The organism is Streptomyces sp. NPDC003635, from assembly GCF_053587635.1.
This window is the reverse complement of sequence record NZ_JBSFOK010000013.1, coordinates 134,939-156,484: the sequence shown is the minus strand read 5'-3', so window position 1 is coordinate 156,484 and position 21,546 is coordinate 134,939. Positions and strand designations below refer to the sequence as shown.

The 21,546-nt window shown below is 72.3% G+C and carries 19 protein-coding genes; 10 read left to right on the top strand and 9 right to left on the bottom strand.

Annotation, left to right across the window (positions count from 1 at the left end):
* Positions 1 to 98: 98 nt before the first annotated feature.
* Complete coding sequence (locus tag ACWDRW_RS15440) at positions 99 to 2,036, top strand: N-acetylmuramoyl-L-alanine amidase (RefSeq protein WP_451723418.1); 1,938 nt, start codon at positions 99 to 101, stop codon at positions 2,034 to 2,036.
* A 5-nt stretch (positions 2,037 to 2,041) separates the two neighbouring features.
* Here ACWDRW_RS15440 and ACWDRW_RS15435 read toward each other — a convergent pair whose 3' ends face one another.
* The 7 genes from ACWDRW_RS15435 to ACWDRW_RS15405 all read right to left on the bottom strand — a co-directional run bounded on the left by ACWDRW_RS15435 (position 2,042) and on the right by ACWDRW_RS15405 (position 8,040).
* The gene (locus ACWDRW_RS15435) at positions 2,042 to 2,539 is read right to left on the bottom strand and encodes a hypothetical protein (protein WP_451723417.1); all 498 of its coding nucleotides are present in this window, start codon (positions 2,537 to 2,539) and stop codon (positions 2,042 to 2,044) included.
* A gap of 150 nt (positions 2,540 to 2,689) precedes the next feature.
* The gene (locus tag ACWDRW_RS15430; RefSeq protein ID WP_451723416.1) at positions 2,690 to 3,595 is read right to left on the bottom strand and encodes a universal stress protein; all 906 of its coding nucleotides are present in this window, start codon (positions 3,593 to 3,595) and stop codon (positions 2,690 to 2,692) included.
* Positions 3,596 to 3,728: 133 nt separating this feature from the next.
* Positions 3,729 to 3,971, bottom strand: a complete 243-nt coding sequence (locus ACWDRW_RS15425; RefSeq protein WP_451723414.1) for a DUF397 domain-containing protein — start codon at positions 3,969 to 3,971, stop codon at positions 3,729 to 3,731.
* A gap of 82 nt (positions 3,972 to 4,053) precedes the next feature.
* Positions 4,054 to 5,220 (bottom strand): thiolase domain-containing protein, encoded by a 1,167-nt coding sequence (locus tag ACWDRW_RS15420; protein WP_451723413.1) that lies wholly within the window; start codon positions 5,218 to 5,220, stop codon positions 4,054 to 4,056.
* Entirely contained in the window at positions 5,217 to 6,260 is a 1,044-nt protein-coding gene (locus ACWDRW_RS15415; RefSeq protein ID WP_451723412.1) for a thiolase domain-containing protein, read from the bottom strand. Before ACWDRW_RS15415 ends, ACWDRW_RS15420 begins: the two co-directional genes overlap by 4 nt.
* Positions 6,257 to 7,198 (bottom strand): Zn-ribbon domain-containing OB-fold protein, encoded by a 942-nt coding sequence (locus ACWDRW_RS15410; RefSeq protein ID WP_451723410.1) that lies wholly within the window; start codon positions 7,196 to 7,198, stop codon positions 6,257 to 6,259. The genes ACWDRW_RS15415 and ACWDRW_RS15410 overlap by 4 nt, the downstream gene beginning before the upstream one ends.
* Positions 7,199 to 7,209: 11 nt before the next feature.
* Entirely contained in the window at positions 7,210 to 8,040 is an 831-nt protein-coding gene (locus ACWDRW_RS15405; RefSeq protein ID WP_451723408.1) for a crotonase/enoyl-CoA hydratase family protein, read from the bottom strand.
* Positions 8,041 to 8,222: 182 nt separating this feature from the next.
* Between ACWDRW_RS15405 and ACWDRW_RS15400 the strand changes: the two genes are divergently transcribed.
* The 5 genes from ACWDRW_RS15400 to ACWDRW_RS15380 all read left to right on the top strand — a co-directional run bounded on the left by ACWDRW_RS15400 (position 8,223) and on the right by ACWDRW_RS15380 (position 15,342).
* Positions 8,223 to 9,824 (top strand): acyl-CoA synthetase, encoded by a 1,602-nt coding sequence (locus tag ACWDRW_RS15400; RefSeq protein WP_451723406.1) that lies wholly within the window; start codon positions 8,223 to 8,225, stop codon positions 9,822 to 9,824.
* 171 nt (positions 9,825 to 9,995) lie between these two features.
* Positions 9,996 to 12,641: a LuxR C-terminal-related transcriptional regulator gene (locus ACWDRW_RS15395; protein WP_451723465.1), complete on the top strand. Its 2,646-nt coding sequence runs from the start codon at positions 9,996 to 9,998 to the stop codon at positions 12,639 to 12,641.
* A 126-nt stretch (positions 12,642 to 12,767) separates the two neighbouring features.
* Positions 12,768 to 14,399, top strand: coding sequence for an MFS transporter (locus ACWDRW_RS15390; protein WP_451723405.1), 1,632 nt, complete (start codon positions 12,768 to 12,770; stop codon positions 14,397 to 14,399).
* On the top strand, positions 14,396 to 14,929 hold the full coding sequence (locus ACWDRW_RS15385; protein ID WP_451723403.1) for a hypothetical protein: 534 nt from the start codon (positions 14,396 to 14,398) through the stop codon (positions 14,927 to 14,929). Before ACWDRW_RS15390 ends, ACWDRW_RS15385 begins: the two co-directional genes overlap by 4 nt.
* 215 nt (positions 14,930 to 15,144) lie before the next feature.
* On the top strand, positions 15,145 to 15,342 hold the full coding sequence (locus ACWDRW_RS15380; RefSeq protein WP_451723401.1) for a hypothetical protein: 198 nt from the start codon (positions 15,145 to 15,147) through the stop codon (positions 15,340 to 15,342).
* Between the two features lie 19 nt (positions 15,343 to 15,361).
* Here ACWDRW_RS15380 and ACWDRW_RS15375 read toward each other — a convergent pair whose 3' ends face one another.
* Positions 15,362 to 16,768, bottom strand: coding sequence for a DUF2252 domain-containing protein (locus ACWDRW_RS15375; RefSeq protein WP_451723399.1), 1,407 nt, complete (start codon positions 16,766 to 16,768; stop codon positions 15,362 to 15,364).
* Between the two features lie 235 nt (positions 16,769 to 17,003).
* On the opposite strand from ACWDRW_RS15375, the gene ACWDRW_RS15370 reads away from it, so the two are divergent.
* From ACWDRW_RS15370 to ACWDRW_RS15355, 4 genes are all read left to right on the top strand, one after another.
* Positions 17,004 to 17,624, top strand: a complete 621-nt coding sequence (locus ACWDRW_RS15370) for an HdeD family acid-resistance protein (RefSeq protein WP_451723398.1) — start codon at positions 17,004 to 17,006, stop codon at positions 17,622 to 17,624.
* Positions 17,625 to 17,717: 93 nt separating this feature from the next.
* Positions 17,718 to 18,176: a PLDc N-terminal domain-containing protein gene (locus ACWDRW_RS15365; RefSeq protein ID WP_451723463.1), complete on the top strand. Its 459-nt coding sequence runs from the start codon at positions 17,718 to 17,720 to the stop codon at positions 18,174 to 18,176.
* A gap of 32 nt (positions 18,177 to 18,208) precedes the next feature.
* Positions 18,209 to 18,628 (top strand): DUF7144 family membrane protein, encoded by a 420-nt coding sequence (locus ACWDRW_RS15360; protein WP_451723396.1) that lies wholly within the window; start codon positions 18,209 to 18,211, stop codon positions 18,626 to 18,628.
* A gap of 134 nt (positions 18,629 to 18,762) precedes the next feature.
* Positions 18,763 to 20,502, top strand: a complete 1,740-nt coding sequence (locus ACWDRW_RS15355; protein WP_451723394.1) for a sulfatase — start codon at positions 18,763 to 18,765, stop codon at positions 20,500 to 20,502.
* Positions 20,503 to 20,567: 65 nt separating this feature from the next.
* Here ACWDRW_RS15355 and ACWDRW_RS15350 read toward each other — a convergent pair whose 3' ends face one another.
* On the bottom strand, positions 20,568 to 21,416 hold the full coding sequence (locus tag ACWDRW_RS15350; protein WP_451723393.1) for an alpha/beta fold hydrolase: 849 nt from the start codon (positions 21,414 to 21,416) through the stop codon (positions 20,568 to 20,570).
* Between the last annotated feature and the right edge of the window lie 130 nt (positions 21,417 to 21,546).

The following is a 21,546-nucleotide window of genomic DNA, read 5'->3' as shown; positions in this document are numbered from 1 at the left end:
CCCTGGGCATGATTGACGGATCGTCGGCAGGCCGGTACCACGGACGCATTGCCCGGCCCCGCACGGCTCATCGCGCCCGACCGTCACAGGAGGCTGCTTTGCGACGATCCGTCACCGCCCTGAAGAGAGCCGCCGGTCCGGTGGCCTGCGCCGCGATCGTGCTTCCGCTGCTCGGCGCGGCCCCTGCCGAACCCCAGTCGTCCGCCCTCCGCCTCCAGTCGGCGTTCGCCGCGGCCGCCGCCGAGTACGGCGTCCCGCGCAGCGTGCTGCTGGGCGTCTCCTACCTCCAGTCCCGTTGGGACACGCACGCCGGTGCGCCGAGTGTGACCGGCGGCTACGGCCCGATGCATCTCACGGACGCCCGGACCGCGCTCGCGGGCGCGGCGCATCACAGCGAGGGCGTGGAGGACGCCCGCGGCGACCAGGCCCGTCCCCCGCTGGTCCCCGAGGAGCGGATCCCGGACGCCGGTGAGCTGCCGGCCCGCCTGAAGACGCTGCCGAGAGCGGCGCGGCTGACCGGCCTGAGCCCCGAGAGGCTCCGTACGGACCCGGCCGCCAACGTGGCGGGCGGTGCCGCCCTGCTCGCGGCGGCGCAGCGGAAGCTGGGCGCGCCCATGAGCGCGGATCCGGCGGACTGGTACGGCGCGGTGGCGCTGTTCTCCGGCGCCGACGACCGCGCGACGGCGGCGGCGTACGCGAACGACGTCTACGAGGTGATCCGGACCGGCGGTGAGCGGTTCACCGACGCCGGGCAGCGGGTCGTCCTGGCGGCGCGGCCGACACTGGCGCCGGACACGGGGACCCTGGCGGGCGCCGGTCTGCGTGCCTCGGCCCCCGGTGCCACCGAGTGCCCCGCGTCGGTGTCCTGCGAGTGGATCCCGGCGCCGTACGAGGAGTTCGGGGACGGCGACTACGGCAACCACGACCTGGGGAACCGGCCGGGGACGCAGAGCATCGACTACATCGTCGTGCACGACACCGAGGGCGCCTGGGAAGGTGTCCTCAAGCTCGTGCAGGACCCGACCTACGTCTCCTGGAACTACTCGCTGCGCTCCACCGACGGCCACATCGCCCAGCACCTGAAGGCGAAGGACGTCGGCTGGCACGCGGGGAACTGGTACGTCAACGCCAAGTCGATCGGCCTGGAGCACGAGGGGTTCCTGGCCGACCCGGACGCCTGGTACACGGAGGCGATGTACCGGTCCTCGGCCCGGCTGGTGCGGTACCTCGCCAAGAAGTACGACATCCCGCTCGACCGGCAGCACGTCCTCGGCCATGACACGGTGCCGGGACCGACCACGGCGACCGTCCGGGGCATGCACACCGACCCCGGCCCCTACTGGGACTGGGCGCACTACTTCGAGCTGCTCGACCGTCCGTTCGAGCCGACCGCCGGGAAGAAGGGCGGCGTGGTGACCATCCGCCCGGACTACGCCGAGCACCAGCCGCAGTACACGGGCTGCACGGCCGCCGGCCAGCCCTGCCCGGCGCACGGTTCGAGCGCGGTCCGGCTGTACTCCGGGCCCGGTACGTCGTACCCCCTGATCAAGGACATCGGCCTGGGAACGACCCCGAGCACCGGGGTGAACGACCTGTCCTCGCGGGTCTCCACCGGGCAGCAGTACGCCGTGGCCGGGCGGGACGGGGACTGGACGGCGATCTGGTATCTCGGCCAGAAGGCCTGGTTCCACAACCCGGCGAAGGAGCCGACGGCCGTGAACGCGACGGGCCTGGTGGTGACGCCCAAGGCGGGCCTGGAGGAGGTCCCGGTGTACGGGCGTGCCTATCCGGAGGCCTCCGCCTATCCGGCGGGAGTGCCCGCGCAGCCGGTGTCGCCGCTGCCGTACCGGCTGCCGAAGGGGCAGAAGTACGTGGTCGGGGACAAGGTGCCCGGGCAGTACTACTACGCGGTGACCTTCGACGAGGCATCGCACCGGGTGGTGACCGGGAAGGATCAGTACTACGAGATCCAGTTCGGCCACCGCGTGGGATTCGTGCGGGCCGCGGACGTGACGGTCGTGTCCGCGGCCGGTTAGCCGCCTCAGCCCTGCTGGAACAGCTCCGCGGGCAGCGGCTTCAGCAGGGCGTAGAGGTCGTCCGTGATCGGGCGGTCCCAGGCGGCGATGGTCACCAGGACGTTGTCGCTGCGGTCGAACTGGACGCAGGAGATCCGGCTCTCCGAGAGCTTCAGGCGGCGCACGATCAGGAGGTTGTCGCCCTGCATCACCGGCACGTCCTCGGTGCCGACGACGGTGACCTCCTCCTCGTTCTCCAGTGCCAGGAGCAACTGGGCGACCTCGAAGGGGATCTCGCCCTCTTCGGTGTCCCGGGCCGGGGAGCCCTCCGGCAGATTGCCGATGATCATCGCGGGGCCGCGGCCGCCGAACAGGTCGTAGCGCAGGAAGACGCCCTGGCAGCTGCCGTCGGGGGCGGGCAGCAGCCCGGCGCCCAGGTTGCCGGGCCAGTCGCCCGGGTCCATGGCCAGGACGTCGAATTCGGGCCCGGCGGGGGTGGCGCTGCGGCGGCGGAGGAACGACATAGCGCCATGCTACTTGGCGCTGCGCTGTGCTGGGCGGGCTGGGATACGCCTATGGGGGTGCCACGCCGCGCCGCCGGGCGAGTGCGGTCCGACGTGGCCTGTCGCGCGGTTCCCCGCGCCCCTTGGCGGTTTTGCGGCCCGGCCTTTCCTTCACTCCTCCGGCGGAGACGGCGGGACCACCGCGATCGGGCTCGCCGCGTGCAGGAGGACTGCCTGGGTGACCGAGCCGATCATGCGGGTGGGGGCCAGCAGGCGGCGGCGATGGCGGCCGACGACCACCAGGTCGGCGTTCTTGGAGGCGGCGACAAGGTGGCCCGCGGCGTCGCCGGGAGCCACGTGGGCCTCGGCCCGGACGTCCTCGTACCGGCTGCGGTGCGGGGCCAGGAAGCCCTCCGCCAGGGCTCGGGTCTCGTTCTCCACCGCCTTGTCGTCCAGCGCCGGGGGCAGGATCTGGGCGGGGGCCGCGGTCCAGATCTGGACCGGGGACGGGTAGGCGGCCACCACCTGGAGGCGGGCGGCGCGCCGGGCGGCCTCCGCGAAGGCGAAGTCGAGGATCGCCTCGTCGGGGCTGTCGACCTGGAGGCCGACGACCACGCGCGGCCCGGGGCCGGTCGGCGCGCCCTCGTGGACCTCGCGGCCGGGCCGGGGCACCACCACGACCGGGCACTCGGCGTCGCGCGCCGCGGCCATGCCGTTGGAGCCGAGCAGGAGGCTGGCGAAGCCGCCACGCCCGCGCGAGCCGAGCACCAGCAGCTGGGCCACGGAGCCCAGTTCGGGCAGCACGGCCCCCGGGGCGCCCTCCAGCGTCACGTACTCCATCTCGGGGCGGTCCGGCACGGAGGCCACGCGGGTGCGGACCTCGCCGAGGACGGGGTCGTCCTCCGGCTCCGGCGGCCCCGACACCAGCACGTCGGCCTGCATCCAGGCGGCGTACTGCCGCACATGGACCACCCGCAGCGGCGCTCCGCGGCCGCGGGCGGTGTCGAGGGCCCAGTCCAGGGCCCGCAGGCTGTCGTCCGAACCGTCGACCGCCGCGATGACCGGCAGGGTGTCCATGGGTTCCTCGCTTCCCGAGTACGACCGTCTCCCCTCCCTGGACCAGCCTGGCTCAGGCCCGGGTCCGGAAAGGGTGCCGGTGGTCGCGTGTCCGGGAAAACGTGGGGAACACCCCCCGGATCGGCCGGTCAGGTCACGTCAGGTCGAACTCCCCCTCCCGCGCTCCCGAAACGAACGCGCCCCACTCGGCGGGTGTGAAGATCAGCGAGGGGCTCTGTGGGCGGCCGCTGTTGCGCATCGCGATGAAACCCTCGACAAAGGCGATCTGGACGTCTCCCAGACCGCGGCTGCTCGAGTGCCAGTCGGCGTTGCTGAGGTCCAACTCCGGCTTGTCCCAGCCCGTGAGCGGCTGCTGCTGGATGGTGCTCTCGGCCACGTCCGTGCTCCTCCCGGTTCGTCGTCCGCGGCCAGCCTAGCGATCGGTTCCGAGTGTCAACAGGCCACATGAGGGGGACCTTTCAGGAGTCCGGGGGCTCGGCTCCCACCAGCCACATGGAGAAGAACTGTGATCCGCCGCCGTAGGCGTGTCCGAGCGCCCGGCGGGCGCCCGTCACCTGGTGTTCCCCGGCCTGTCCGCGCACCTGGAGGGCGGCCTCGGCGAACCGGATCATGCCGGAGGCGCCGATGGGGTTGGAGGAGAGGACCCCGCCCGACATGTTGACCGGCAGGTCGCCGTCGAGCTCGGTCACCCCGGACTCGGTGAGCTTCCAGCCCTCGCCCTCGGCGGCGAAACCGAGGTTCTCCAGCCACATAGGCTCGTACCAGGAGAACGGCACGTACATCTCGACGGCGTCGATCTCCCGGCGCGGGTCGGCGATGCCCGCCTGCCGGTAGACGTCCGCGGCGCAGTCCTTGCCGGCCTGCGGTGAGACGGCGTCCTTGCCCGCGAAGAGGGTCGGCTCGCTGCGCATCGCGCCGCCGTGCATCCAGGCCGGCCGCCGGGGCGCGCGGGCGGCGCCGGCCCGGTCGGTGAGGACCATCGCGCAGGCGCCGTCGGAGGAGGGGCAGGTCTCCGAGTAGCGGATCGGGTCCCACAGCATCGGCGAGGACTGGACCTTCTCCAGGGTGATGTCGTGCTCGTGGAGATGGGCGTAGGGGTTCTTCAGGGCGTTGCGCCGGTCCTTGTACGCGACGAGCGAGCCGACCGTGTCGGGGGCGCCGCTGCGCCGCATGTACGCGCGCACGTGGGGGGCGAAGAATCCGCCGGCCCCGGCGAGCAGTGGCTGCTGGAAGGGGATCGGCAGGGAGAGACCCCACATGGCGTTCGACTCGGACTGCTTCTCGAAGGCGCAGGTCAGCACGGTGCCGTGAACGCGGGACGCCACGAGGTTCGCGGCGACCAGCGCGGTCGAGCCGCCGACGGAGCCCGCGGTGTGCACCCGCAGCATCGGCTTGCCGACCGCGCCGAGCGCGTCGGCGAGGTACAGCTCGGGCATCATGACGCCCTCGAAGAAGTCGGGCGCCTTGCCGATGACGACGGCGTCGACGTCGGCCCAGGTCAGCTCGGCGTCGTCCAGGGCCCTGCGGGACGCCTCGCGGACCAGACCGGCGATGGACACGTCCCGGCGCGCCGCCACGTGCTTGGTCTGGCCGATCCCGACGACGGCCACCGGTTCCTTGCTCATCGCGGATCCCCTTCCAGTACGGCGACCAGGTTCTGTTGCAGACAGGGGCCGGAGGTGGCGTGGCCGAGGGCCCGGTCGGCCTCGCCCCGGTGGATGCGGGCGGCGGCCTCACCGATCCGGATCAGTCCTGCGGCCATGACCGGGTTGGCGGCGAGGGCGCCGCCGGAGGGATTGATCCGTACGCCGTCGCCGAGCCGCAGCGCCTTGCGCAGGATCACCTCCTGGGAGGTGAAGGGGGCGTGCAGCTCGGCGGTGTCGACGGGCCGTTCGAAGGCGCCGGCCTTCTCGGCGGCGAGGCGGGTCGAGGGCGAGTCCGTGAGGTCGCGGACGCCGGGGGAGTGTGCCTCGATCCGGTGGTCGATGCCCCGGATCCAGGCGGGCCGGGCGCACAGCTCGCGGGCCCGGTGACCGGCGGCGAGGATCACGGCGGCGGCGCCGTCGCCGATGGGTGGGCAGTCGCCGGTGCGCAGGGGGCGTACCAGATAGTCCCCCTGCGCGACCGGGCTCCGCAGCTGGGCGTGTGGGTTGTCGGTGGTGCGGCTGCGGGCGGCGATGGCCGCGAGCTGGGGTTCGTCCGTCTCGCCCGCGTCGATGAGGGCCTGGGCCTGGAGAGCGGCGAGGGCGACGGAGTCGGGCCAGAGGGGGGCGAGGTAGTACGGGTCCAGCTGTCGGGTGAGGACGTCCCGAAGGGGGCCCGGGGAGGACTTGCCGTAGGAGTAGACGAGGGCGGTGTCGGCGTCGCCGGTCAGGAGCTTGGTCCACGCCTCGTACAGGGCCCAGGCGCCGTCCATCTCCACGTGCGACTCGGAGATCGGGGGCCAGGCGCCCACGCCGTCGAGGGCGAGGGTGAAGGAGAAGGCGCGGCCCGCGAGGTAGTCGCTGGAGCCGGAGCAGGTGAAGCCGATGTCGGCGGTCTTCAGGCCGGTGCGGTCCAGGACGTCGTGCAGGACCGGCATCAGCATCTCGACCTCGGAACTGTCGTCGCTGGTGCGCCGGTGGTCGGTCTGGCCGAAGGCGACGACGGCGATCTCGCGGGTCACAGCAGCTCCCTGTAGGTGTCGTAGTCCGCGTCGGGTTCGCCGGTCGGCCGGTAGTGGTCGGGGAAGCGGGCGCCCTCGGTCCACACCGGTTCCACCCGCAGCCCCATGCGGACCTGGTCGTAGGGGATGCCTGCGATCCGGCCGTGCAGGGCGAGGCCCGCTCCGTCGAGGGCGATGTGGGCGTAGACGTAGGGCACCTCGATGTCGAGGTTCTTCGCCTTGATGTTGACGATGCAGAAGGTGGTGACCGTGCCGTGGGGGCCCACCTCGACCTGTTCGGAGGTGGCGACGCCGCAGGTGGGGCAGGCGCCCCTGGGCGGGACGTAGACCTTGCGGCAGGAGGGGCAGCGTTCGCCGACGTTGCGGTGCTCGGCGAGGGCGTTGATGTAGGCGGTCTGGGCGCGGCCTGGTGAGTAGGTGTAGTCCAGGCGGGCGTGGGCGACGATGCCGGTGACCGGGTCCTCGAACTCACCGGTGCGGCCTCGCGTTTCGGCCGCTTCGCCGTCGTACGGCTCGAAGCAGGCGATGTCGGTGATGGCGCCGGTGCGCTGCTCGGCCCAGCGGACGCGGACGCGCAGGCCGGTGCGCACGACCTCGGGGCCGGGGGCGTCGAGGGCGTGCAGGAGGGCGGTGTCGGCGCCGTCGAGGCGGACCAGCACCCAGGCGAAGGGGGTGTCCAGGGGCTGGCCCCGGCGCGGTTCGTGGTTCCAGGCCCAGGTGGTGACGGTGCCGGTGGGGGCCACCTCGACGAGGTCGCGGAGTTCGTCGGCGGTGACGGGGTCGTACTCGACGGGTGGGACGAGGGTGCGTCCGTCGGTGGTGCGCACGCCGAGGACGACGCGTTCGCGCAGGCCGGTCAGGAAGGCGCTCTGGACGGGGCCGAGGGAGCGGGTGAAGGGGAACTCGACGACGAGCGGGGCTTTGAGGACTTCGGGCATGCCGGTCTCCTTCAGTGGCGCTGGTAGTCGGGCGGCCGTTTCTCCGCGAAGGCGCGGGCGCCTTCCCTGGCGTCGGCGGTGTCGAAGATCGGCCAGCCGCGCTTGAGTTCGGCGGCTAGGCCCTCGGTCTCGGTCAGCTCGGCGGTCTCGTACACCGACGCCTTGACGGCCTCGACGGCGAGCGGGCCGCAGGCGTTGATCTGCTCGGCGATCTCCAGGGCCTTGGCGAGGGCGGTGCCGTCGGGGACGACATGGCCGATCAGGCCGATCCCGGCGGCCTCCGCGGCACTGTAGGGGCGGCCGGTGAGCAGCATCTCCAGGGCGTGGGTGCGCGGGATCTGGCGTTGCAGACGGACCGTGGAGCCACCGATCGGGAACAGTCCGCGTCGGACCTCGAAGAGGCCGAAGGTCGCGGACTCCCCCGCCACCCGGATGTCGGTGCCCTGGAGGATCTCGGTGCCGCCGGCCACGCAGTACCCCTCGACCGCCGCGATCACCGGTTTGCGCGGGCGGTGATGGCGGAGCATGGCCTTCCAGTGCAGGTCCGGGTCGGCGGTGAGCCGGTGGCGGTACTCCTCGCCCGCCATCCCCTTGCCCGCGAGGGCCTTGAGGTCCATGCCCGCGCAGAACGCGCCGCCCGCGCCGGTCAGCACGATCGAGCGGACGGCGTCGTCCGCGTCGGCCTCGATCCAGCCGTCGTACAGGCCGACGAGCATGGGCAGCGAGAGCGCGTTCTTCGCCTCGGGCCGGTTGAGCGTGAGCACGAGTGTGGCGCCCTCGCGCCGCACGTCGAGGTGTTCGGTTCCACCCCTCGCCGTTCCACCCCTCGCCGTTCCACCCATCACCCGTCTCCCCTCGTCACCCGTCTCCCCGCATCAGAACGAGAACAGGTTGCAGGAGGCGGCGGAGCACTTCAAGGGTTTTCTGACAGGCAGTCAGATTTCTTGTGCGCGGAGTCTTCACAGTCATGCCGCCCTTTGCTCTGATGACCGGCAACCGAGGGGCAGCGAGGTCAGGAGGAGCGGTGGAGTACAACCTTGCCGACCTGTTCGAGTCGGTCGTGGACGCGGTGCCGGACCGCGAGGCGCTGGTGTACCTCGACCATCCCGGCACGGGCGCGGAGCGCAGGCTGACGTACGCCGAGCTGGACGCGGCCGCCAACCGGATCGGGCACCATCTGCTGGACAGCGGGATCCGCCCCGGCGAGCACCTCGGGCTGCACCTGTACAACGGGGTCGAGTACCTGCAGACCGTGCTGGGCTGCCTGAAGGCTCGGATCGTGCCGGTGAACGTCAACTACCGTTACGTAGAAGAGGAGTTGGTCTATCTCTACCGGGACGCCGACCTGGTCGCGGTGGTCTTCGACGCCGAGTTCGAGGACCGGGTGGCGGCGGCGCGGCCACGGGCGGAGAAGCTGCGGCATCTCGTGCGGGTGGGGGACGGCACGGCGGGTGTCCCCTTCGCGGAGGCCGAGGCGGCCGGTTCGGCGGAGCGGGGGTTTCCGGCGCGGTCGGGCGACGACCAGTTCATCATCTACACCGGGGGCACGACCGGGATGCCCAAGGGCGTCATGTGGCGCCAGGAGGACCTGTTCTTCGCGGGGCTGGGCGGCGGGGCGCCGACCGGGGAACCCGTCAAGACGCCCGAGGAACTGGCCGAGCGGGTCGCGGCCGGCGGGTCCGGGATCACCTTCTTCCCCGCTCCCCCGCTGATGCACGGGACCTCCACCCTGACCGCCTTCATCGGCTTCAACTTCGGCCAACGCGTCGTGCTGCACCGCAAGTTCGTGCCCGAGGAAGTGCTGCGCACCATCGAGAAGGAGAAGGTCAGCAGCATGTCCCTGGTCGGCGACGCGATGCTGCGACCGCTCATCGACGCGCTCCGCGGGCCGATGAAGGGCACGGACTGCTCCTCGCTGTTCAGCGTGTCCTCGTCCGGGGCGATCATGTCGGAGACAGTCCGCCGGCAGTTCCTGGAACTGGTGCCGAACGTCATGCTGCTGAACAACTTCGGCTCCTCCGAGTCCGGCTTCAACGGCACGGCCACCGAGGACGCGGGCCCCGAGCGCGGCTTCCGGATCCGCGTCAACTCCCGTACTCAGGTGGTCGACCCGGCCACCCGCGAGCCGGTCGCCGTGGGCGAGGTGGGCCGGGTGGCCCAGTGCGGGCACGTCCCGCTCGGCTACTACAACGACACCGAGAAGACCGCGGAGACCTTCTTCGAGAAGGACGGCCGGCGCTGGGTGCTGCTCGGGGACATGGCGACCGTCGACGCAGAGGGCGTGGTGACCGTCCTCGGCCGCGGCTCGCAGTGCATCAACACCGGAGGCGAGAAGGTGTACCCCGAGGAGGTCGAGCAGGCACTGAAGTCCCATCCGGACGTGTACGACGCGCTGGTGGCCGGGGTCCCGGACGTGAAGTGGGGCCACCACGTGGCGGCCGTCGTCCAGCTCCGCCAGGGCGCCGAGCGGCCCTCCCTGGAGGACATCCAGACCCACTGCCGCACCCACCTGGCCGGGTACAAGATCCCCCGCCAGCTGGTGGTCACGGACGCCATCCGCCGCTCCCCGAGCGGCAAGGCCGACTACCGGTGGGCACGGGAGGTGGCCAGGACGGCCGAGGCGTAGGACAGGGCGGGGTCCGCGGGGCGGGCAAGAGGTCTTCCGCCCTGGTCCAGGGCGGAAGCGGTCCCGCCGGTGAGGCGTGGGGTCGCCGCCTCGCGTGCCGACTCGTGGGAATGCTGGGATTCTGGGGGAGGAGCACTGGCCATGGCCTGAGGAACGGTGGTGGTGGTCGGCATGGACGCGGGCAAACCCAGGGGGCCGGGCACGGCCACCGCGGGGGTCGATCCCCTCGGTGCCCCCTACCTTCCGGGACGCTTCGCCATCCCGGCCAGGCCCCCCACCTTCCTGCGCCGCAGACGACTGCATCGGCACCTGGACCTGGGCCGCGCGACTCCGTTGACCATGGTCAACGGAGCGGCGGGAGCGGGCAAGACCCTGCTGGTCGCCGACTGGGCCGCGCGCCTGGACGGACCGGTCGTCTGGTTCACCGCCGACGCCGACCGGACACCCGGCCTGTTCTGGGCCCATCTGCTGGAGGCCCTGCGCCACCAGGGCGTGCTCGCCCCCGCCGAGGTCGCCTTCCCGGCGGACGCGCACCGCGTGGACGACAAGCTGCTGGCCCGGCTCGCCGTCGCCCTCGCCGCCCGCGAACAACCCGTGGTCGTCGTGCTCGACGAGTACGAGCGCGTGACCGGCCCCGCCGTCAGCGAGCAGCTGGAGTTCGTGCTGCGCCATGCCTGGCCGGGCCTGCGCCTGGTCCTCGTCACCCGCACCGAGCCGCTGCTGCCGCTGCACCGGTACCGCGCGGCCGGCACCCTCACGGAGATCCGCAACGCCGAACTGGCCTTCACACCGGAGGAGGCCGTCGGTCTGCTCGCGCTGCACGGGATGAAGCTGTCGGTGGCCGCCGCCGGCGCGCTGGTGGAGCGCACCGGCGGCTGGGCGGCGGGCCTGCGGCTGTGCGCCCTGGCCGCGCAGGAGACCGACGACCCCGAGGCCTACCTCAAGGAATTCGAGGCCGGCCAGAGCACGGTCGCCGACTACCTGCTCGGCGAGGTGCTCAAGCGACAGCCCGCCGACACGCAGGACCTGTTGCTGCGCGTCAGCGTCCTGGACCGGTTCTCCCCCGCGCTGGCCGACACCCTCACCGGCCGCCAGGACGCCGGTCCGATCCTGGACGGGCTGCGCCGCCAGAACGCCTTCGTGGAGTCCCTGGGAGACTCGTGGTACCGCCTGCACCCCCTGCTCGGCGAGATCCTCCGGACCCATCTGGAGGTGACCCGGCCCGGTCTGCGCCCCCGGCTGCACCGCCGGGCGGCACGGTGGCTGCGCCGCTCCGGGTACCTCTCGGAGGCGCTCGCCCACGGCGCCGCGGCGGGCGACTGGGAGTTCACCGCCGCCGCGCTGGTCGACGACCTGGCCATCGGACAGTTCTTCACGGGCCTGCGCGCCGACGGCCTCGCCGACCTCTTCTCCGGCATGGCCCGCGAGACCACCGGCCCGGCCGCCGAACTCGTCCGCGCGGCCCGCGCGCTCAACCACCACGACGTCGGACGGGGCCTCGCCCACCTGCACCACGCGGAGCAGACCCTGGCCACCGAGGCGTCCGACCCCACCGCCGCCCAGCTCAGCTGCGCACTGCTGGAGGCGCACGCCGCCCGGCTGGCCGGCGCCCCCGGCCGGGCCCAGAAGGCGGCACGCTCGGCCCGACACCTCCAGGACGACGTGCCCGCCCGGCTCCTGGAGCAGCACCCCGAGCTCAACGCGCTGCTGCTCACCCACCTCGGCACGACCCATCTGTGGGCCGGGCGGTTCGAGGACGCGCGCGCCGCGTTCGACGCCGTCGTCGCCTCCCCCGCGGGCGCCGCCGCCGCCCTGCCCCGCCAGGAGAGTCTCAGCCACCTCGCGCTCATCGACTACCTGGACGGCTGGCTCGACCGTGCCGAGCGCAAGGCCTTCGCCGCGCTGACCGAGACCGAGCGCTACGGCCTGCCCCCGCTGGCGGGGTCGAGCGTGGGACACCTCGTCCGGGCCGCCGTGGCCGTCGAGCGCGACGAACTCGAGCAGGCCCAGAGCCTGCTGGACGAGGCGGGCGGATCCGTACCGGCAGGGCACGACGACCCGGTGACAGCGGCCGCGCGGGCCCTGACCACGGCGCGGCTGCGGCTCGCCCAGGGGGACGTACCGGCCGCGCTCGCCGCGACGGAAGCCACCATCAGCGCCGACGTCGTCTCGCCGTGGGAACGGGGCCACGCGGCAGCCATCGCCTGCGCCGCGCACCTCGCCGAAGGGCACCCCGAGTCGGCCGCGCGGGCGCTGCTGGAGGCTCCGGAGGACCAGTCGGCCTGCGCGGTGGGCGCCGCCCGGGCCCTGCTGGCCGCCGGGCATCCCGGCCCGGCCGTCGAGATGCTCGCCGCCGTACCGCCGGAGGGCGAGGCCGGTCCCGCGGTCACCGTGCCGGCCCTGCTGGTCCGCGCCCAGGCCTGCGAGCAGACCGGGGACTCGGCGACCGCCCGGCGGATCCTCGTCCGGGCCCTGCTGGACGCCCGCCACGAGCGGCTGCGCCGGCCCTTCCTGGACGCCCGCCCCTGGGTCGTGCGGCTGCTGGGCACGGGGCCCCGGGAGGCACTCGCCGAGAGCTGGCTGCTGCGGGACACGCCGCCCGCCACGACCGGACCGCTGGTCGTCGAGGAGCTGAGCACCCGCGAACGAGATGTCCTGGCGCGGCTCGCCCAGATGATGTCCACCGAGGAGATCGCGGCCGACCTGTATGTCTCCGTGAACACGGTCAAGACCCACCTCAAGGGCATCTTCCGGAAGCTGGCCGTGAACCGGCGCACCGACGCCGTACGACGGGCGCGGGAGCTGGGCCTGCTGTGACTCGCCCCGGGTCCCGGCAACACGCCCTCCTCCCCCGCGGCGGGTGAGGCGACCGCGGGTCGCTTCGGGTGACATGGAAACGCGGCCGGCAGCCGAGGCCGTCGCCGGACTCTGTGAGGTGGCAGCGTGGCGCACTGGCGGGCTCTGATGGTGCTCGGCACGGCCCAGTTCCTGATGGTTCTGGACACCTCCGTCATGAACGTCTCGATCAGCCAGCTGGTCGAGGACTTCGACACCGAGGTCACCGCGATCCAGGCCGTGATCACGCTGTACGCGCTGATGATGGCCGCGTTCATGGCCGTCGGCGCCAAACTCGGCGACATCCTGGGCCGCCGCCGGCTGTTCCTGCTCGGGCTGGTCGTCTACGGCGTCGGATCGGGGATCACCGCGGCCGCGCCGACCGTCTGGGTGCTGGCGATCGGCTGGTCGGTCATCGAGGGGATCGGCGCGGCCCTGGTGCTGCCGGCCATGGCCGCGCTGGTCGCGGAGTCCTACCGGGGCCGGGAGCGCGCCGTCGCCTACGGCGTCATCGGCGGCCTCGCCGGCGCCGGCATCGCGGTCGGGCCGCTGCTCGGCGGCTGGGTGACGACGTATCTCAGCTGGCGTCTGGTCTTCGCCGGCGAGGTAGTGCTCGTGCTGGCCATGCTGCTGTGCCGCCGGATGATCACCGAGGCCGCCCGGACCGGTCCGCGGCCCCGGATGGACGGGGTGGGCGCGACTCTGTCGGCGACCGGGCTCGGTCTCGGTGTCCTCGCCGTGCTGCAGAGCGGCACCTGGGGCTGGGTCCAGCCGCGGAACCCGCCGTTCACGGTGTTCGGCTTCGCGCCCACGATGTTCGTCATCGGCGCCTCGGTGCTGGTCCTGTACGCCTTCGTCGCCTGGGAGCACCGAAGGGCCGCCCGGCGCCGGGATCCGCTGGTGCACCTGACGCTGCTGGACCGCCCCGCGCTGCGGGCGGGCCTGCTCACGATGCTCAGCCAGAACCTGATCCTGCTCGGACTGTTCTTCGCCATCCCGCTCTATCTCCAGGTCGTCCAGGGCTTCGACGCCTTCGAGACCGGACTGCGGCTGCTGCCGGTCTCGGTCACCATGCTCGTCGCCTCCCTGGGCGCCTCCCGGTTCGCCCGCCGGGTGCCGGCGCGCACCCTGGTCCGGGTGGCCCTCCTGACCCTGGCGGCGGCCATCGTGTGGCTGCTGGCCACCATCGACCCGAAGATCGACGACGCCCAGTTCGGCGCGGCCATGGGCCTGCTGGGACTCGGCATGGGCCTGCTCGTCTCGCAGTTGGGCAACGTCGTGCAGTCCAGCGCCCGCGAGGACGAGCGCAGCGAGGTCGGCGGACTCCAGTACACCGCCCAGAACCTGGGCTCGGCCCTCGGCACCGCGCTGATCGGGTCGCTGCTCATCGGGGCGCTCGCGCACGCCTTCACCGCCCATGTCGAGGACGATCCGCGGTTGTCGGAGCAGGCACGGCAGCAGACGAGCGTCGCCCTGGAGGCCGGGATCTCCTTCGTCCCCACCGATCAGGTGCGGGCGGCCGCCGAGCAGGCCGAACTGCCGCCCGCCGAGGTCGACGCCCTCGTCGACTCCTACGCCTCGGCCCAGCTGAAGGGCCTGAAGGCGGCCATCCTCGCGGCGGGCGGGGTCACGCTGGCGAGCTTCCTCATCACCCCCCGGCTGCCCGGTCGCCACGACGACGTACGGCCGCCAGGGGCCGCCCCCGCCGACGCGGGACACACCACCGGGTCGGCGTCGTGAGGATCCCGGAGCCGGTCCGCGACGGCCGCGCCGCGCACCGGGCACGCCGCGCCGAGCGACGCGCCCACGAGGACTTCACCGGCGGCGTCTACGGCTCGCTGCTCGCCGCCTCCGTGGTGCTGGGCGCCGGTTCCCTCGGGAACTTCCCCCGGGTGGAGCTGGTCGTGCTGCTGCTGCTGACCGGCACGGTGTTCTGGCTCGCGCACGTGCACGCCAAGCTGTTCGGGGAGCACCTGGCGCGGCGGGCCCTGAACCGCCGGACGGTGCTGGCGGTGTGCCGCGAGGAGTGGCCGATCCTCCGGTCCGCGCTGCCGCCCGCGCTCGCCGTGGTCGTCAGTCCACTGCTCGGTCTCGACGTGAAGGGTGCCGTCTGGCTCGCGCTGGGCGTCGCGGTGGCGGGCCAGGTGGGCTGGTCGGTGCGGGCCGCCCGGGGCGTCGGGGCCTCCTGGCGGATGGTCGCCCTGACCGCGTCGGTGAATCTGGGGCTCGGTCTGCTCATCGTGGCGGTCAAGCTGTTCGTGAAGCACTGAGAGGGCCGCGGGGGTAGGCGTTCGACGGCACGACGGCCCGCCGTCTCGTGGAACACGGTGGCTCATCGCCTCCGCCCTCGCGCGTGGTGACGTGCCTGAGCCGGACATCGTGGGCTATCACCTGTGCCGGGTGAGGACGTGCGGTGCCGTGGGTCGGAGGATCGAAGGTGCCGGGTTGCGGTCAGCCCGCCTCACGCCTTTCGCGGGAGTACGGCATGCGCTATGAGATCCGCGTCGACGGGCAGATGTCGGAGACGCTCGCCAAGTCCTTCCCCGAGCTGAACCACGTGGTGATGGCCGGGCAGACCATCCTGTTCGGCTCGGTCGTCGACGAGGCGCACCTGTACGGTCTGGTGGCCCGCTGTCAGTCCCTGGGCCTGCGGATCGTGGAGATGCGCCGGCAGCCGGAGTGAGAGGGCTCGGCGCCCGGCCTCACAGGCTCCGGGCGGTGACCCTGCCGGCGCGGACGGCCGCGGCCAGCGCCTCGAAGTCCCGCTCGTTCCGATCGGCGTAGCGCTGCGCGAAGTCGGTGAGCGCGCGGTCGAAGCGGTCGCTGCCGCCGAGGTAGGAGCTGATGGCGACGGGGTCACCGGAACGGGCGTGCGCCCGGGCCAGGGACGCCCCGCACACCTGCGCGAACAGGTTCATCAGCGGCGGGTCCATGGTCTCGGGGCGTGCGATGCCCTTCCAGTCGCGCAGCTGCCGTACGTAGAAGTCTCGGCCGCGGCCGTCCAGGCCCGTGACATGGGTCCAGCCCAGCAGGATGTCGCTGGTGGTCTGGATGAGCCGCTGCCCCTCGACGACCCGGCGGCCCTGGTTGTCGTAGTCCTCCCCGTCCGTGTGGGCGGCGAGCACCGATCGCTGGGCCTCCTTGGCCTGGAGCAGGAGGGGATCGTCGTCGTCCCTGCCGAGCAGGAGCAGGATCCAGCAGCGGGTGCCGACGCTGCCGACGCCCACGACCTTGCGGGCCAGGTCGACCAGCCGGAAGTGGCGCAGCAGGTGGCGTTTCTCGGCGGACAGGCTGCTCGTGTACTGCTCGAAGATCGTCGCCAGCTCCTTCTCCGGCCCGGCCTCGCCGGGACCGGTCAGCTCGGCGAGGGGGGTGATGAGCGGCGGGTCCGGTGCGATCCGCCGGCCCTCGGGCGTGTCCCTGGTGAGCCGGGCGAAGGCCTGCATGTGCGTGCGGGTGCGGGCCTTCGCGGCGGCCTCGGCGGTGCGCCGCCTGCCCTTCTTGTCCATGGCGGAGGCCATCAGTTCCCGCATCCGGTCGGCGTCGTCCTGGGCGTACCAGATGTCCAGGGTTCGCATCCCGGCCAGCTCCCGCATCCGTTCCCGGTACGCCCGGACACACGCGCGCACCGCGCCGTCCTGCTCCCCGTCCGTGAAGCCGCCCGCGCGGGTGGCGATGGCGAAGCTGGCGGCCAGTCGCTTGACGTCCCACTCGAACGGTCCGGCGAAGGTCTCGTCGAAGTCGTTGATGTCGAAGACCAGGTGCCGCTCCGGGGAGGCCAGCAGGCGGAAGTTCAGCAGATGGGCGTCGCCGCACAACTGGACGGTGAGCCCGGTGTCCGGCGCGGCGCCAAGGTCGGCCGCCATGATCGCCGCCGCCCCGCGGTAGAAGCGGAACGGAGACTCCAGCATGCGGCCGTAGCGGATCGGCACCAGTTCCGGCAGCCGTGTGGCCGACTGGGCCTCGATCACGTCGACCGGGTCGAAGCGCCCCGGGCCCGGTTCGAACCGCGCCTGCGCCAGGCGGGGCACCCGCTTGCGCGCCCGCTTGCCGTGGGCCGCCCGTTCGCCCGGGTTCAGAGAGACGGAGAACGCGCTCCGTTGGGTCATGACCGGCCTCCTCGCCCGCACGGCGTCTCGGGGCAGCTCACGCGCCGCCCGCCGAAGCGTGCCGCATCGCTGGGCGCTGCCCGAGTCCACGTTCGTCCCCGCCCCGCGCGCGGGGATCACCCTTGGCGGGTGATCCGGTGCGGGGCGGGGCGGGGGACGCTGAGGCGGTGGGAACTCCACACTCCGCCCCGCCGGTGTCCGGCGGCGGCGCGTTCCGCAGGAGCGAGGAGGAGCCATGACCGAATCGCCGACCGCGGCACGGCCGACCGGCCCCGGGCAGCAACCCGGCGGGGCGGCGCACGAAGACCCCGAGGACGTCCTCGGTCGTCTCGGCGGCTCGTGGACGTGGATGCTGGGAACGGCCCTCGCCACCCTGGTACCGGGGATCATGCTCCTGGTCTGGCCGGACGCCACGCTCCAGGTGGTCGCCGTCCTCTTCGGTCTGTACCTGCTCGTGACCGGCGCCTTCCGGTTCGTGGCGGTGTTCGGTCAGGAGCGCGGTGACCGGGTGCCGGGGCTGCTGATCGCGGTGCTGTACGTGCTGGCCGGGGTGTTGTGCATGCGCAACCCTCTGCAGACCATCGCCGCCCTGTCGGTGATCGTCGGCGTCGTGTGGCTGGTGTCCGGGCTGCTGACGGCTTACGCGGCCCTCGCCGCGAAGGGGCTGCCGCACCGCGGCGTCCTCCTCGGCGCGGCCCTTCTCGGCGTCGTGGCGGGCATCGTCGTGCTGGCCCTGCCGAGCGAGTCGGCGGTTGCCCTCACCCGGCTGCTCGGCCTGTGGCTGGTGCTGCTCGGCGTCATGGAGCTCGCGGTCGCCTTCGCCTGGCGGGCGGCCCTGCGCCGGATCACCCCCTGAGGGTGAGGCCGGCCCCCTGTTGCCGTGGGCACGCTGAGAACGCACAACGACCTTCGGGCCTGGGGCCCGGACGGAGGCGACAACATGGACACGATGTACCTCGCGTACGACTTCCCCCTGCTGAGCACCTTCTGGGCGATGCTCTGGTTCTTCCTGTGGATCCTGTGGTTCATCCTGCTGTTCCGGATCATCGTGGACATCTTCCGCGACGACGCGATGAGCGGCTGGGGCAAGGCGGGCTGGCTCGTCTTCGTCATCGTGCTGCCCTTCCTCGGCGTGCTCGTCTACGTGATCGCCCGGGGCAAGAACATGGGACGCCGGGAGATCGCGCAGGCACGCGCCCAGCAGGAGGCCTTCGACTCCTACGTCCGCGAGACGGCCGGAGGCCAGCACACCAGCGCCGACGAACTGGCCAAGCTGGCGCGACTGAAGGAGAGCGGCGACATCTCGGACGACGAGTTCCGCAGGGCCAAGGAACTGATTTTCAGCGACTACGGCCCGGCGGGCGTCCGCAAGAACCGAGAGTCCGCCACTCCGGCCGCCGGCGTCTGAGGCCGGCGCACGAGACGAGATGAGGCACCGGAATGACTGCCACACACAGCGCGCCCGCCGGCACGGCGAAGCAGAGCTGGGCCAGCGGCCTGACGGTCTTCGCAGCCGTGATGCTGATGATCGGCGGCGTGCTCGCCATCACGCGGGGCATCATGGGCATCGCCGAGGACGACGTCTTCGTCAGCACCCCCAACTACGTCTTCGAGTTCGATCTGACCAGTTGGGGCTGGATCCATCTGATCCTCGGCGCGATCGCCGTGCTGGTCTCCCTGGGGCTGTTCACCGAGGCGGCCTGGGCACGCGTCTCCGGCGTGGCGATCGGCGCACTCGTCATCATCGCCAACTTCCTCTCCCTGCCGTACTACCCGGTGTGGTCGGTGGTGCTGATCGGGGTCTCCGCACTGATCATCTGGGCCCTGTGCGTGGAGCGGCCCGATCACCCGGTCACCTGAGCCGACACGGCCGCGGTCTCCCGCGGTGACCCGACCCCCTGCGCGTACCGTGTGCGTTCGACCGGCTCGGCGTGTGAACGGAAGACGACGGCCGACCGTACGCATGATGACGGGACGCAGGGAAGGGACCACGGGTGTCGCACGTGACGGGGCAACTACCGGACGCCGAGACGGAGGAGACGAAAGAACAGGAACAGGAGCGGGAAGACCAGTCCGAGGGCATGTCACAGCGCCCCGGGCCGCACGGATGGCGGGGACGGTGTCCGCGGGCGGCCCGGGGCCTCTCCGTGTCGGTCACCGTCCTGGCCGGCCTGGTCGTCCTGGGCGCGCTCCTGCTGCCCAACCGTGTCGAGCGGCTGTCGTTCGGCGCGTTCGTCCGCATCCCCGCCGAGGGCGTCCTCCTCGCCGGTCTGCTGCTGTCGCTTCCACCACGGCCCCGGCGGATCACCGCGATCGCGACCGGCGCGCTGCTCGGCGTCCTGACCGTCCTCAAGTTCCTGGACATGGGCTTCTACCAGGTACTCGCCCGCCCCTTCGACCTGGTCCTCGACTGGATCCTGCTCGACGACGGGGTGTCCTTCCTGGGTGAGTCGTTCGGCCGGACGGGCCAGGTCCTGGCGGTGGCGGGTGTGCTGGCCCTCCTCGTGGTCGTCCTCGTCGCGACCACCCTGTCGGCCGTACGGCTCACCGACCTGATGGTCCGGCACCGTTCGGTCGCCTCCCGGACCACCCTGATCCTCGGTACCGCCTGGATCACCTGCGTCACGCTCGGCGTCCAGGTCACCGAGGTGCCGGTCGCCTCGAAGATCAACGCGGACTATGTCGACAACCGTGTCGAGCAGGTCCGGGCCGGGCTGCGGGACGCGGCGGTGTTCGAGCAGCAGGCCTCCGTCGACGCCTTCGCCGACACCCCGCCCGATCAGTTGCTGACCGGACTGCGCGGCAAGGACGTGCTGTTCACGTTCATCGAGAGCTACGGCCGGGTCGCGCTCGACGATCCGGACATGGCCGGGCAGACCGACGCGGTGCTCGCCGAGGGCACCGAGCGCCTGGAGTCGGCCGGGTTCGCCTCGCGCAGTGCCTGGCTGCGTTCCCCCGTGACGGGCGCGGGCAGTTGGCTCGCCCACTCCACGTTCCTGTCCGGGCTGTGGATCAAGAACCAGCAGCGGTACCGCACGCTGACCACCAGCGACCGTGCCACGCTGGGAAGTTACTTCCGCAAGACGGGTGCGTGGCGCACGGTCGGGATCGTGCCCGGGGTGCGCAGGGCGTGGCCGGAGGGGAAGTTCTTCGCCCTCGATCACATCTACGACTCCGAGCATCTCGGCTATCACGGCCCGTACTTCAGCTGGACGCCCGTGCCGGACCAGTTCAGCCTGGAGGCCTTCGAGCGTCTGGAGCACGGCAGGAAGGACCGGGAGCCGATCATGGCCGAGATCATCCTGGCCTCCAGCCACAATCCCTGGTCCCCCATCGCCCGCATGATCGACTGGGACGACCTCGGTGACGGGTCGGTCTTCCACAAGATCAAGGAGGAGGGCAAGGACCCCAAGGAGGTCTGGAAGAACCCCGACAGCGTCCGCGCCGAGTACGCGAACGCCATCGAGTACTCGCTGCGCAGCCTCGTCGAGTACGTCGAGCGCTACGGCGACGACGACACCGTCCTGGTCTTCCTCGGCGACCACCAGCCGGTCCCGACGGTGACGGCGGGCAGCCGGAGCAAGGACGTCCCGATCACGATCGTGGCCCGCGACCAGAAGGTCCTGGACCGGATCGAGGACTGGGGCTGGACGGACGGCCTGAAGCCGGCCCAGGACGCTCCTCAGTGGCCCATGGACAAGTTCCGCGACCGCTTCATGACGGCCTACCGCTGACGTCCCCCGGGAACTCCCGCGCGGGGTCGGCGACGTCCCGGGCTCACCGCGCCGACCCCGCGCCCCTACTCCGCCGAGGGTCGAGCCAGGAAACCGGCCACGCGCCCCGCGAACCATTCCGGATCGTCCAGCCAGGGGAAGTGGCCGCCGCCGGGCTGGACCGCCACCTCGGCGTGCGGGAAGACCTCCGCGGTCCTGCGGGCGAGTTCCGGGTTCGGGGCGCCGTCGAGTTCGCCGGCGAGGACGAGGACGGGAGAGGTGAGGCGGGCGAGGGCGGCGCGGGTCGCGGGTGGGTCGTAGGCGCCCTCGGAGCCGTACACCTCGGCGGCCTCGTCGTTGAACTCCTCGTCCCCGCGGGCGTCGTGCTCCTGGGCCGCGCGGTCCCAGCGGCCGTAGAAGAGAGGGACGAGTTCCGGCCCGAAGTCCGCGGTACCCGCGAGCCAGGACTCCATGGCCGCGAAGGCCTCCTCGAACCAGGGCTCACCCTTGCGCAGCCGCGCGGCCGACAGCCGGTCCTCGGGCGTCGCGGGGGTGCCCAGCGCCCACGGGTTGGCGGCGACGAGCACCAGCCGCCGGATCCGCTCGGGGTGACGGGCGGCGTAGAGCATCGCGAGGCTGCCGCCCGCGGAGTGGCCCAGCAGGTCGATCCGCTCCAGGCCCAGGTGGATCCGGAGCGCTTCGACGTCGTCCACGAGCCGGTCGCATCGGTACGTCGCCGGATCGGCCGGGACCTGCGAGTCGCCGGTCCCCCGCAGATCGAGCCGGATCAGTCGGCGTCCGGCGTCGAGTCCGCCCAGGTTCCCGAGGTAGGAGGAGCCGCGCATCGGGCCCCCGGGCACGACGACGAGAGGGTCGCCCTCGCCGTGCTGGTGGTAGGCGAGCGTGGTCCGGTCAGAGGCTGTGAAGGTCGGCACGCCACCGATCCTAGTGCCGCGTCAGGCAACGTTTGCCCGTCAAGGAGCGGCGTCCGGTGCGTGCTCTCGGCGTGCCGGGCGCAAGCCCTCGTACTGGATGTACTTGGGCTTGTGCCCGGTGCGGCGAGAG

Excerpts from the sequence above, each read along its gene's own strand:
- ACWDRW_RS15435 (WP_451723417.1), bottom strand. The coding sequence starts at position 2,539 with ATGTCGTTCCTCCGCCGCCGCAGCGCCACCCCCGCCGGGCCCGAATTC.
- ACWDRW_RS15430 (WP_451723416.1), bottom strand. The coding sequence starts at position 3,595 with ATGGACACCCTGCCGGTCATCGCGGCGGTCGACGGTTCGGACGACAGC.
- ACWDRW_RS15420 (WP_451723413.1), bottom strand. The coding sequence starts at position 5,220 with ATGAGCAAGGAACCGGTGGCCGTCGTCGGGATCGGCCAGACCAAGCAC.
- ACWDRW_RS15410 (WP_451723410.1), bottom strand. The coding sequence starts at position 7,198 with ATGCCCGAAGTCCTCAAAGCCCCGCTCGTCGTCGAGTTCCCCTTCACC.
- ACWDRW_RS15405 (WP_451723408.1), bottom strand. The coding sequence starts at position 8,040 with ATGGGTGGAACGGCGAGGGGTGGAACGGCGAGGGGTGGAACCGAACAC.
- ACWDRW_RS15395 (WP_451723465.1), top strand. The coding sequence starts at position 9,996 with ATGGACGCGGGCAAACCCAGGGGGCCGGGCACGGCCACCGCGGGGGTC.
- ACWDRW_RS15380 (WP_451723401.1), top strand. The coding sequence starts at position 15,145 with ATGCGCTATGAGATCCGCGTCGACGGGCAGATGTCGGAGACGCTCGCC.
- ACWDRW_RS15375 (WP_451723399.1), bottom strand. The coding sequence starts at position 16,768 with ATGACCCAACGGAGCGCGTTCTCCGTCTCTCTGAACCCGGGCGAACGG.
- ACWDRW_RS15370 (WP_451723398.1), top strand. The coding sequence starts at position 17,004 with ATGACCGAATCGCCGACCGCGGCACGGCCGACCGGCCCCGGGCAGCAA.
- ACWDRW_RS15365 (WP_451723463.1), top strand. The coding sequence starts at position 17,718 with ATGTACCTCGCGTACGACTTCCCCCTGCTGAGCACCTTCTGGGCGATG.
- ACWDRW_RS15360 (WP_451723396.1), top strand. The coding sequence starts at position 18,209 with ATGACTGCCACACACAGCGCGCCCGCCGGCACGGCGAAGCAGAGCTGG.